Origin of the sequence: Dactylosporangium sp. NPDC005555, assembly GCF_040605635.1 — a bacterium.
Lineage (GTDB): Bacteria > Actinomycetota > Actinomycetes > Mycobacteriales > Micromonosporaceae > Dactylosporangium.
The window spans coordinates 1-11,850 of the sequence record NZ_JBEXDG010000118.1 but is presented as its reverse complement, the minus strand read 5'-3'; the positions used below and the strand labels follow the sequence as shown (position 1 = coordinate 11,850).

The window sequence follows — 11,850 nt, the reverse complement described above, 5'->3', positions numbered from 1 at the left end:
GACTCTGCATTCCCGGAGAATGGGTTTCTGCTCGTTCCGTGGAACTCGGTCGCGCTGGTCGATCATGGGGATCAGGACGCGGAGTTGGCGGGGAACGCGCCGCCGCTGTCGGCGGTGGGGATGTCCGTCTACTGCGCGACGTACGGGCGAGCGCCGATCGCGGCCAGCTCCCCGACGGCGTGCCTGTGCCCGTGCTCGTCCTCGTCGTCCTCGTCGTCCTCGACCATCACGCCCTCGATGATCGCGGTGTCGGCCTGCGCGGCCATGAGCACCGGCAGCGGGTCCATCAGCGGGTCCAGCGAGGCGCGCTGGACCGGGAGGACGAAGGACTCGTCGACCGGCTCGGCGAGCAGCACCGGCACGGTGGCGTGGCCGACCGCGCGGACCCACGCCTGGGGCGAGTCGAGGTCGATGACGTCCACGTCCGGCTCCATCGCCCCGGCCATGTCGCTGTGGGGCTCCAGCTCCTCGACGATGTCCACCAGGATCACGTCCTCGTGGCGCACGATCGGCCGGCCGGCCTTGTGGCGGCCGCGGTACCGGTCGTTGCGGCTGTTTCGCCGCAGCGCGAGCTTCGTGACCGACGCGACCGGCATCTCGGCCGGCTCGGCGTCCGGATCGGCGGCCCTGCCCTTCGGCACGGTGAGGACGAACAGGATGATCACGTCGAGCGTGACCATCAGCAGCGACCACGCCGGGTACGCCCGGAGCATGGCCAGCTGCGAGATCGCGTGCAGCGCCACGATGCTGACCGCGGCGGCCCGGGCGCTGCTCTTGCGGGCGCGCAGCGCGACACCGGTGGCGCCGAGGAGCACGCCGAGGGTCACCGTCGCGGTCGCCCAGGTCGTGGCGCTGGTGAATGCCACGTCATTTCTGTCGAACCCGATACCACCGCTGGCGAAACCCACCAGCAGTCCTTGCGAGACATTCAATGTGCCGACGAGCGCGAGCATCGTCGTCCCGAACGTCGTCCATTCCTTCACCACACCGCCGCCGCTGTCCATCCGCCGTACTCTCCTGCCTCTGCCGTGTGCTGAATCGGTCTCATCTGGGAAACAGCGCGGAAAACACATGCGGGCCGTGCCGGCCCCGGTCGAAACCAGGACCGGCACGGCCTATCTCCCCCGTTGTTATCTGTTCCCCCCGGAACAGGCCCGGATGGCCGTTCCGGACGCGCCGCCCGCGCGCCCGGAACGTCCACGTCGTGCCTGGGAAGATGATTCGAGCGAGGCGGGTGATCAGGGATCACCCTCGATGGGTGAGGTTCCGGGTCATCCGGCCACCGGCTCTGCGGCCAGCAGACAGGCGTCGTCGTCGGGGTTGCCGCGCCAGGGCCTGTCCGAGGCGACGTCGAAGGCGCCGTCGAGGGCGCGGTCCATGCGCTCGTCCGGCGGCCAGGCGCGCATCGCGGCCCGCACGTCGTCCGCGAGGCCCTGCACGCCCTGGTCGATGGCCTGGTCGCGGCGTTCGACGACGCCGTCGGTGTACATGAACAGCAGCTCACCGGGCTCGACGCGCACGGCGGCGTGCGGATACGCGGCGCCGGGCTCGACGCCCAGCGCCATGCCGGGCGGCTGCCGCAGCGGCCCGACGCCGTCCGCGTTGGCCCGCAGGATCGGCAGGTGACCCGCCCGGGCCCAGACCAGCATCCGGTCGGCGGGGCGGAACCGGCCGCACACGGCGGTCGCGAGCACCGTCGTCCCGCGCCGGCACAGCATCCGGTTGAGCGCGGTGAGGATCGTGCCGGGCTCGTCGCCGGCGAGGGCCAGGGACGTCATCGACGCCCGCAGCTGCAGCATGGTGGCGGCCGCGTCGGGGCCGTGGCCCATCACGTCGCCGACGGCCAGCATCACGTCGCCACCCGGCAGGGCGATCCCGAGGAACCAGTCACCGCCGACCCCGGCGATCGTGTCCGCCACCGCATACCGCACGCCGACCCGTACGCCATTGACCGCAACAGCCGTCGTCACCACGTCACACCCCTGAGCCTTCGGCGGCCGCCGGCCGGAGCACCGGCAACCGCCCATATCGTGGCCCTCACGGCCGGGTGGGTGGCTCGCCCGGAAAGGGTGGTTGGCGGCGGGGCCCGCACCACACGGCCGGGTGAGGGCTCAGATCAGGCTCAGCTCCCGGGCCCGGCGCACCGCGTCCCGGCGCCGGCTGACGCCGAGCTTGCGGTACACGTGCCGGATGTGGGTCTTGACGGTGTTGGTCGACACGCTGAGCACGGCCGCGATCTCGGCGACCGAGAGCATGCTGCGCAGGTAGAGCAGCACCTGCGCCTCCTTCTCGGTGAGCGGGTCGGCCATCGGCTCACCCGCCGGCGCGTTCCACGCCGCGAGACCCGCCGCCTGTGCTCCCCCCGGCTCGGCCGCGCGCTGCTCCTCACCCTGCTCGGGCTCGCGCGGCCAGGCGGGGGTGAGGGCCGGACCGTGCTCGGCGAACCCCGGACCGTGCGCGGCGAACCCCGGACCGTGCTCGGGGAGCCCCGGACCGTGCTCCGTGAGCGCCGGACCATGCTCCGGCCCCCCGGCCAGGGCCGGGGGGAGCGCCGGAGCGTGTCCGGGCTCTCCCGTGCGGGCCGGGGGGAGCCCCGGCGGCGCGTCGAGGAGCTCCGAGATCCAGGCGGCGTGCCCGTGGAACGGCCGGCGGATGCCCTCGGGGGCGGCCAGCCGCAGCGCGTGGTCGAGCTGCTCCGACGCGGCGGTCACGTCGCCGAGCTGCCGCAGCGCCTGCGCCAGCAGGACCGTGGCCGCCACGACGGTGACCAGCGACCCGGGCCGGCCGTCCAGGATCCGCTCGGCCAGCTGCGCGGCGGCGGCCGGCCGGCCGCCGGCCAGGTGCAGACGGCCGAGGGCCAGCAGCGGCTCGTCGGCCCCGGGCCAGTGCCGCACCGCCTCGGCGATGACCGCGTGCGCCCGGTCCATCCGGCCGTCGTGCAGGCACAGCTCGGCGTGCAGCGCCCGTGCGGTGACGTCGGCGAAGCGTGGCATCGCACCGACCCGCGAGTCCAGCAGCGGCTCGAGGGCCTCCAGCGCGCCGGTGTGGTCGCCGCGGTCGAAGAGCAGCAGCGCGAGGGCGATCGCCCCGCTCGCCCACCCGTTGGGGTCGGGCACGGCGTTGGCGTTGACGCTCTCCTCGATGTGGAAGCGGGCCTCGTCGAGCTGGCCGCGCTCCCGGCAGACGGTGGCGAGCACCAGCCGGGCGTAGCTGATGTTGCGCGACTCGGCGATCCCCGCGTCCCGGCAGTTGTCGAGGACCCGCCGGGCGTAGGCCGCCGCCGCCGACAGCCGTCCCCGGCTGAGGTGCGCGAGCGCGTGGAGGCGGTTCGCCTGCACGGTGAGCAGGTTGAACCCGGACTTGCGGGCCAGGTCGGCGCCGAGGTCCACCTGCGCGTCCGCCTCGTCGAGCCGCCCTTCGGCCACCGCCGCGCCGGCGAAGGTCAGGTGCGCCACGGCCCGCGCCGCGTCCGCCGAGTCCGCGTAGACGTGCTCGCCGGCCGCGTCCCCGGTGCGCTCCATCAGCCGCTCGGCCGCCTCGCGGGAGCGGTCCGGGTCCTCCGCGGCGACGGCCTCCGCGAGCCGCATCGCCGCGAGGAGCTCGGCCGACAGCGGGGTCGGCGCCTCGCCGAGGCCGCGCTCGCCGAGCCTGATGAACGCCGACATACCGGCCAGGTCGCCGGTGTCACGGCACGAGATGGCGAGCGCGAAGGCGAGCATGGGTCGCTCGGCGATGTCCGGCGGCGGCTGCGGGCCGTCCCGCGTCGTCAGTGCCCGCGGTCCGGAGCCGGCCAGCTCGGGCCAGTACTGCAGGAATAATCGCTCGGTGGAGACCCAGTCGGCGCCCGCGATGGCGTGCGTCAGAGCGTCGCTGGGCAGGCCGTTCGCCGCGTACCAGCCGGACGCGGCGCGGTGCAGGGCCCGCTCCTCGGCGAAGGACAGGGTGGTGCGCAGCTCGGCGCGCAGCATCGCCCGCAGCAGCCTGCGGTAGCGGTACCAGGAGTGCGAGCCGCCGTAGAAGTTCGCGAGCGCGTTCGCGCGGCTCATCTGCGCCAGGAGCCGGGCGCCGCCGCGGCCGCCGGTGAGCGCCTCGACCAGGCCCGGGCAGACCGTCTCCAGGATGGACGTGCGCAGCATGACCTCGCGTATCTCGGGATCCAGGTGCTGGAGGATCTCGCGCCGCACGTACTCGCTGAGCCCGACCTCCTCGTTGCGCCCGGCCTCGCCGAGGATGATGTCGGTGACCAGCCGCTCCGGCTCGTGCCGGCCGACCATCGCCGACAGGATCACAGCGACCGCGGCGGGCCAGCCCTCGGTGACGTGCCACAGCGCGTAGCGGAAGTGCTGGGGAATGCGCACCCCGTAGCCGTCGGCGAGGCCGGCGACCTCGTCCTGGGTGAGGGCGAGGTGATCCGTGCGCAGCTCGTTGAGCTGGCCGCGGACACGCCAGCGGTACAGCGACAGCGGCGGCTCGGTCCGGGCCAGGATGAGGAAGCTGATCCGGTCGCCGAGGCGGGTGATGAGCCGCTCGAGCCGGCGCAGCACCGTGTGGTTGGTGACGTGGTGCAGGTCGTCGAGGACGATGACGGCCCGCTCGTGGTGGTGGGCGTTGCTCCACGCGTAGGTGGCCGGGTCGACGGCGATCCCGGCGGCGGCGAGGGCGTTCGTCAGCTGCCGCCAGGCCGCGGCGCCGCAGTTGACCTCGAACCGGACGTAGGCGGCGCGACCGGGTGCGCGGCCCGCGTGGATCCAGGAGGCCACCAGGGCGGTCTTGCCCCAGCCGGTGGGCGCGCAGAGCAGGGTGACGGGGTGCGAGACAGCCGCGTCGAGCTGCTCCAGGAGTCGCTGCCGCACCAGGTGCACCGCCGGCAGCTCGGGCGTGCTGCCACAGCGCTCGGCCGCGGGCGCCTCGATCGGCCGGCTCGGCGCGACCCATACACGGAACCGCTCGGCGGCGTCGTTGTGCGCCAATTTGTCAAGAGTGCTCTCGCGTGGAACGCCGTGATGGCTGGTCTGCACCGTCACTCCCGAAGACGCGTTTCTGACGTGTTGGTCGGCCCTTCCCTGGGGTGGGAAATCGTCGTTCGACTGATGCTGAACACCATAGAACTCAGACCCGTCCCAACGGGAGCCCCATATTCGCGTGCGTCGATTGTACCGCTACAAACATTGACAAATATCGTCAAGTTGAACGCTGTACTTATAGATAGAATTCAATTAGTAGGATTGCCTTACCGTACGCCGGGTACGCGATCGTGTCAGCGACATGCGGAATTTGTCTAGTTTTGCTATCCGTGTCAGTTGTGACGCAGCGTCTTGTGGCTACACAGCGTGAGCCCCGCTTTCGAAACCGCGCGGGGGTGGCGCGCGGGGCGTGCGGAACGGCCCGTTTCGACCCGTGCCGGACCTGTCCCGCACGACTGTGAAGATCATCTTCCAGTGGTTGGCGGCGAGCCGACACGCGATCTACTCATCTGATCTTCCGGAAGTACTCATGCATTGACAGAGGTTGCGATGATATTCACGGATAATTACAGCCGTGTCATCAGCAACACTCCTCATAGGTGCCTGGCTTCTCACTCAAACGCATGCCAATCTGCAAGTTGCATGCCATGGCATCCGGCATAGGGTACATTCCAGGCGCCCAGCGTGGCCGCCGTGACCGGTGCCGCCGTTGCGCCGACGCCGGGTCGTTGGTTTGGATGGTTCGTCCGTGAATGTGCCGGGACCGGAGGTGCGGTGTACGACCTCAACAGCCTCTCGCTGAGCGAGATCGTGCGCTGCGGGACCGACGTGCGGGCCGCCGCCGCGACGCAGGACGACGTCGCGGGAGCGCTGCGCGCCGTCGCCGCCCTGCTCCGCGACCGCATGCGCGACGGCGACGGCGGCCCGCCGGCCCTCGCCTGGGTCCACCTCGCCGCCGGCGGCGACACCGTCACCGCCGGCTCCTTCACCCCCGCGTCGCTCCCGCCCGGCTTCCCGGCGCCCGGGCCGGCCGGGCCGGCCGGCCCGGCCGGGGTGCGGCTGCGTGAGGTCGACGACGATCCGGTGCGGGCCGTGCTCGCGGTCGGCTGCGCCGGTCACCGGCTGACCGCCGGCGTCACCGTCAGGCTCGACCAGCAGACCGCCGACCTGTTCGAGCTGATCAGCCTCAACCTCCGCATCGGCCTGCTGCCGCACCAGGACACCGGCCCCGACGGCCGCGAGGCGGCGCTCGGCGACCTGCTCGGCGCCGTGGAGCGGGCCTCGGACCGGCAGGCGACCCGCATGGAGCGGACCATCGCCGAGTTCGCGGACGCCACCGGCCGGCTCCGCCGCAGCCAGCAGGCGCTGCGCGAGCGGGAGGCCCGGCTGCGGGAGGAGACCAGCCTCGTCGAGGCGCTGCACTCCGTCGGCGCAGACCTGTCCTCGGAGCTCGACGTCGACCGGGTCGTGCAGCGCGCCACCGACGTCGCGACCGGCCTCACCGGCGCGGCGTTCGGCTCGTTCTTCTCCAACGTCACCGACGAACTCGGCGAGTCCTACCAGCTCCACACGCTGTCCGGGGTCTCGCGGGACGCGTTCACGAAGTTCCCGATGCCCCGCAACACGGAGGTGTTCGACCCGACGTTCCGTGGTGTCGGGCACATGCGCAGCGACGACATCCGCAAGGACCCGCGCTACGGGCACAACGAGCCCTACGCCGGCGTTCCCGAGGGGCACCTGCCCGTCGTGAGCTACCTCGCCGTGCCCGTCATCTCCTCCACCGGCGAGGTGCTCGGCGGCTTCTTCTTCGGCCACCCGAGTCCGGCCAGGTTCACCGAGCGGCACGAGCGCCTGGCCGTCGGCGTCGCCGCGCACGCCGCGGTCGCGCTCGACAACGCCCGCATGTACCTGCGCCAGCGCAACGCCGCCGTCGAGCTGCAGCGCAGCCTGCTGCCCCGCATCCCGCAGCTGCCCGGGCTGGAGGTCGTCTCGCGCTACCTGCCGGCCGCGAAGGGCGTCGAGGTCGGCGGCGACTGGGTCGACCTGGTGCCGCTGTCCGCCGGGCGGGTCGCGCTCGTCGTCGGCGACGTCATGGGCAAGGGCATCCGCGCAGCCGCGGTCATGGGGCAGCTGCGCACGGCGATCCGCTCCTACGCATCGCTGGACCTCTCCCCGGGGCAGCTGATGCGGCAGCTGAACACGCTGCTCGCGGCCGACCTCGACACGCAGATGGCGACGTGCGTGTATGCGGTCTACGACCTGGTGCACGGCACGCTCAGCTACGCCAACGCCGGGCACCCGCCGGCGATCGGGGTCCTCGCCGGTCAGCCTTCGCGGCTGCTGACCGGACCGGTGGGGCCGCCGCTGGGGATCGAGGACTTCCCGTACACCGAACAGGTCGTCGCGGTGCCGCCCGGCGAGGCGCTGCTGCTGTACACCGACGGCCTCGTCGAACGCAGGGACCGCAACATCGAGGACCGCCTCGCGGACCTGCAGGCGCGCGTCGCCCTGCACCCGCGGCCGACCCTGGGCGCGATCGACGACCTCGTCGCGGGGATGGTCGACCCGGCCCACCACGAGGACGACATCGCGGTGCTCTACGTCCGGCAGCCGCCGGCCGAGGTGCCGCTGACCGCGGTCGCGACATACCCGGCGACAGCGGCGGAGAGCCGGGCCGCACGCCGCTTCGCCGGCGACACCGTGCGCGGGTGGGACATGCCGGGGGAGCTCGCCGACACGGTGGTCGCGGTCGTCGCGGAGCTCTTCGCCAACGCGGCGACCCACGCCCGCACCCGCCACGTCGAGCTGCGCCTGCACCTGCTGCCCGCGCACATCGCGATCGAGGTGCTCGACCAGGACAACCGGCTGCCGTTCCTGATCGAGCCCACCTTCGACGACGAACACCACCGCGGCCTGCAGATCGTGCGCGTCAGCTCGGACCGCTGGGGCACCCGCGCGGTCGCCGACGGCAAGATCGTCTGGGCTGAGATCCCCCGTGAGATCCCCCGTGAGGTCCCGCGCTAGCTCTGCAGCCGGGCCAGCTCCTCCTCGACGATCGACTCGTCGAGCTTCTTGAACACCGGCGTCGGCGCCGCGAGGGCGGTGCCCGCCACGATGTCCTGCGGCGACCAGGTCGCGCCGGTCGTGTAGTCGCCGGTCAGGATCGGATACGTGATGCCGTTGTCCAGGTCCTCGACGTCGACGATCCGCGGCATCGGCGCGTGCACGCCGGTGCCGCCGAGCAGCTCGTGGATCTGCTGCGCGGCGTGCGGCAGGAACGGCGTGAGCAGCGTGTTGCAGTCGCGCACCGCCTGGAGCGCGACGTGCAGGACGGTGCCCATCCGGGCCTTGTCGTCCTTGAGCTTCCACGGCGACTGGTCGGAGAAGTACTTGTTGACCTCGCCGACGATGCGCATCGCCTCGGAGATCGCCGCCTTCTGCCGGTGCCTGCCGAGCAGGTCGCCGACCTGGGCGAACCCGGCGCGGACCGCCTCCAGCAGCGCGGTGTCCTCACTGGTCAGCACACCCGCCGCCGGGATCTCCCCGAAGTTCTTCGCGGCCATCGAGATCGACCGGTTGACCAGGTTCCCCCAGCCGGCGACGAGCTCGTCGTTGTTGCGGCGGCGGAACTCCGACCAGGTGAAGTCGGTGTCGGTCGACTCCGGACCGGCGACCGCGATGAAGTACCGCAGCGCGTCGGCGTCGTAGCGCTCCAGGAAGTCGCGCACGTAGATGACGACCCGGCGCGAGGAGGAGAACTTTTTGCCCTCCATCGTCAGGTACTCCGACGACACGACCTCGGTCGGCAGGTTGAGCGCGCCGAGCGAGCCCGGCTTGGGCCCGGAGTAGCCCAGCAGGATCGACGGCCAGATCACCGAGTGGAAGACGATGTTGTCCTTGCCCATGAAGTAGAACGCCTCGGCGTCCGGGTCCTGCCACCACCTGCGCCACGCCTCGGGGTCGCCGCTGCGGCGGGCCCACTCGATCGACGCCGACAGGTAGCCGATGACCGCGTCGAACCAGACGTAGATCCGCTTGTCGCCGCGGTCGCGCCAGCCGTCCAGGGGGATCGGCACGCCCCACTCCAGGTCGCGGGTGATCGCGCGCGGCTGGAGGTCGGCGATGAGGTTGCGGGAGAACTTCAGGACGTTGGGCCGCCAGCCGTCGCGGGTGTCGAGCCAGGCGTTGAGCTGTTCGGCGAAGGCGGGCAGGTCGAGGAAGAAGTGCTCGGTCTCCACGAACTCCGGCGTCTCGCCGTTGATCTTCGACCGGGGGTTGATGAGCTGGTCCGGGTCGAGCTGGTTGCCGCAGTTGTCGCACTGGTCGCCACGGGCGCTGTCGTAGCCGCAGATGGGGCACGTGCCCTCGATGTACCGGTCCGGCAGCGTCCGGCCCGTCGACGGCGACCGGGCGCCGAGCGTGGTCCTGGCGATGATGTAGCCGTTGTCGTGCAGCCCCTGGAAGAGCTCCTGCACGACCTGGTAATGGTTGCCGGTCGTCGTCCTGGTGAACAGGTCATACGTGAGGCCGAGTCCGCGCAGGTCCTCGACGATGACGCGGTTGTACCGGTCGACGAGCTCCCGCGGGGTCACTCCCTCGGCGTCGGCCTGGACCTGGATCGGGGTGCCGTGCTCGTCGGTGCCGGAGACCATCAGCACGTCATGGCCGGCCATCCGCATGTAGCGGCTGAACACGTCGGAAGGCACTCCGAAGCCGGACACGTGACCGATGTGGCGCGGCCCGTTGGCATAAGGCCAGGCGACCGCGGCGAGAACACGACTCATGACCTGCAAGCGTAGTGAACCGCGGGGACCTTCGGCGAACGGATAGTTTCTCCCGACACGCTAGGTGACGTCCTAAATCTCCGGTATCGCCCGTTGTCCAATGAACCGATGACCGAAGAAGCGTGGTGGCGAGGCCAGGCCGCCGGAATCCCCCCGAAAGCTCCCGACGCCTTCCCGCTGTGGCCCGACACGACCACCACCACGGTCAGGGCGCCGGCGCCCGCGCCCGACGAGCCCGGCGCCGACCTCGTGCCGTTCGCTCCCGACCCGGTCGCCCGCGACGCCGGCGCCACCGCGGTCGTCGAACACCTCCAGCTGGCCGCCGTCCGCCTGGAGGAGACGGCGGCGCGGCTGACCGACGCCGGGGAGCTCTGGCCGCCGCCCGCGATGCGCGCCATGCGCCGGCCCCGCGACGCCGCCGTCACCTCGCCGCCGCCGAAGCGCCGGGCCCGCAAGGTGCCGCGCCCCCGCAGCCCGGCCGTCGGCCTGCCCGCGATGCTGCTCATCGCCCTGCTCGCCGGCTTCTTCGCCTGGACCAGCGCGGAGCCGTTCTGGCTCGACATGGGTCAGGGCGAGGCGGGCCGGGCGCAGGTCACCCGCTGCACGGGCGACGGGGTCCTGCGTCGCTGCTACGCGACGTTCCAGTCCGCCGATGGTGCGGCGGTCGCCGGTGTACCGGTCGTCGGCGCCGACGACGCCCCCGGCACCGTGCTGGACGCGCGGATGCGCGACGGCGGGCGGATCGCGTACGCGGGCGACCCGACCGGGCTGCGGGTGCGCTGGACCGTCGGGCTCGCGCTGATCCTGCTGTGCGGCGCCGCCCTGTGCTGGGCCACCGGCGCCGGTCGCCTGGGCCGCTTCCGCACCCGCCTCGCCGCCTGCGCGCTCACCACCGCCGCCCCGGTCGTGCTCGGCCTGGGCGTCCTGGTCAGCTGCTACTGAGCGTGGGCGGCGGCGTAGACCTCACGGCGGGGGAGGCCGTGTCTCGTGGCGACCTCGCTGATCGCGTCCTTCTTCGTGGCCCCGGCGGCGACCAGCGCGGCGACCGAGGCCGACAGCGCCGCGTCGGACGGGCGCTCCTGTGCGACGGCAGGGGCGCCGCCGACGACGAGCGTGATCTCGCCGCGCGCCGACTCCGCGTCCTGCGCCAGCTCGCCGAGGGTGCCGCGGCGGATCTCCTCGTAGGTCTTGGTCAGCTCGCGGCACAGCGCCGCCGGGCGGTCCGCGCCGAAGGCGGCGGCCAGGTCGCGCATGGTGTCGCCGACGCGGTGCGGGGACTCGAAGAAGACCAGGGTCCGCGGCTCGGCGGCCAGGGAGGCGAAATACGTGCGCCGCTCGCCCTGCTTGCGCGGCGGGAAGCCCTCGAAGCAGAACCGGTCGCAGGGCAGCCCCGACACCGCCAGTGCGGTGGTGACGGCGCTCGGTCCGGGGGCGACGCTCACCGGTACACCCAGCGCGACCGCCGCACGGACCAGCCTGAATCCCGGGTCGGACACGCTGGGCATGCCGCCGTCGGTGACCACGGCGACGGTCGCCCCGCCGGCGAGCAGGTCGGCGAGCTCCGGGGTGCGGCGCTCCTCGTTGCCCTCGAAGTAACTTACGAGCCGGCCGCCGATGGTGACGCCGAGGTGCTGGGCGAGGCGCCCCAGCCTGCGGGTGTCCTCCGCGGCCACGACGTCGGCGGTCTCGAGGACCGACCGCAGCCGGGGTGAGGCGTCGTCAGGATTGCCCAGCGGAGCTCCGAGGAGAATCAATGGCACATGTGCGATGGTGGCATCCCACCGCCTACGATCGCGCAATGACCTCGGTGCTGACCGACGCAAGCGAGACGCCGCAGCAGCCCGCGGGGCCGTCCCTGGACGGCACTGCCCGCCCGGTCGCCGACGCGGTGCGTCGCCGGCTCGCCCGTCCCGGACCCGCCACACCCGCGTTCTGGCTGGCGGCGGTGCTGGTCACCGGCATCGCGCTGCTCCTGCGGATGGTGAACCTGTCCCATCCGAAGGAGACGGTGTTCGACGAGGTCTACTACGCGAACGAGGCGTGGGACCTGCTGCAGCACGGGGTCGAGTGGAACCCGGAGGACAACACCCCGCAATACGTGG

Annotated in this window: 7 protein-coding genes and 1 pseudogene; 3 read left to right on the top strand and 5 right to left on the bottom strand. The window is 72.3% G+C overall.

Annotated features, from left to right (window positions below):
- Window positions 1–128 precede the first annotated feature (128 nt).
- The 3 genes from ABZS58_RS50240 to ABZS58_RS50230 all read right to left on the bottom strand — a co-directional run bounded on the left by ABZS58_RS50240 (window position 129) and on the right by ABZS58_RS50230 (window position 4,970).
- On the bottom strand, window positions 129–1,004 hold the full coding sequence (locus ABZS58_RS50240) for a hypothetical protein (RefSeq protein ID WP_354791850.1): 876 nt from the start codon (window positions 1,002–1,004) through the stop codon (window positions 129–131).
- Window positions 1,005–1,271: 267 nt separating this feature from the next.
- Window positions 1,272–1,970: a PP2C family protein-serine/threonine phosphatase gene (locus ABZS58_RS50235; RefSeq protein ID WP_354791848.1), complete on the bottom strand. Its 699-nt coding sequence runs from the start codon at window positions 1,968–1,970 to the stop codon at window positions 1,272–1,274.
- Between the two features lie 141 nt (window positions 1,971–2,111).
- Entirely contained in the window at window positions 2,112–4,970 is a 2,859-nt protein-coding gene (locus tag ABZS58_RS50230) for a LuxR C-terminal-related transcriptional regulator (protein ID WP_354791847.1), read from the bottom strand.
- Between the two features lie 768 nt (window positions 4,971–5,738).
- On the opposite strand from ABZS58_RS50230, the gene ABZS58_RS50225 reads away from it, so the two are divergent.
- A complete protein-coding gene (locus ABZS58_RS50225) occupies window positions 5,739–7,988 on the top strand; it encodes a SpoIIE family protein phosphatase (protein ID WP_354791845.1) in 2,250 nt (749 codons plus the stop codon).
- On the opposite strand, the gene metG is transcribed toward ABZS58_RS50225, so the two are convergent.
- Window positions 7,985–9,748: a methionine--tRNA ligase gene (metG, locus tag ABZS58_RS50220; RefSeq protein WP_354791844.1), complete on the bottom strand. Its 1,764-nt coding sequence runs from the start codon at window positions 9,746–9,748 to the stop codon at window positions 7,985–7,987. The genes ABZS58_RS50225 and metG overlap by 4 nt on opposite strands.
- Before the next feature lie 108 nt (window positions 9,749–9,856).
- Between metG and ABZS58_RS50215 the strand changes: the two genes are divergently transcribed.
- On the top strand, window positions 9,857–10,690 hold the full coding sequence (locus tag ABZS58_RS50215) for a hypothetical protein (RefSeq protein ID WP_354791843.1): 834 nt from the start codon (window positions 9,857–9,859) through the stop codon (window positions 10,688–10,690).
- Here ABZS58_RS50215 and rsmI read toward each other — a convergent pair.
- Entirely contained in the window at window positions 10,684–11,517 is an 834-nt protein-coding gene (gene rsmI, locus ABZS58_RS50210; RefSeq protein WP_354791851.1) for a 16S rRNA (cytidine(1402)-2'-O)-methyltransferase, read from the bottom strand. The two genes, ABZS58_RS50215 and rsmI, sit on opposite strands and share 7 nt — an antisense overlap.
- 29 nt (window positions 11,518–11,546) lie before the next feature.
- Between rsmI and ABZS58_RS50205 the strand changes: the two are divergent.
- A pseudogene (locus tag ABZS58_RS50205) lies at window positions 11,547–11,850 on the top strand (phospholipid carrier-dependent glycosyltransferase); the annotation flags it as partial.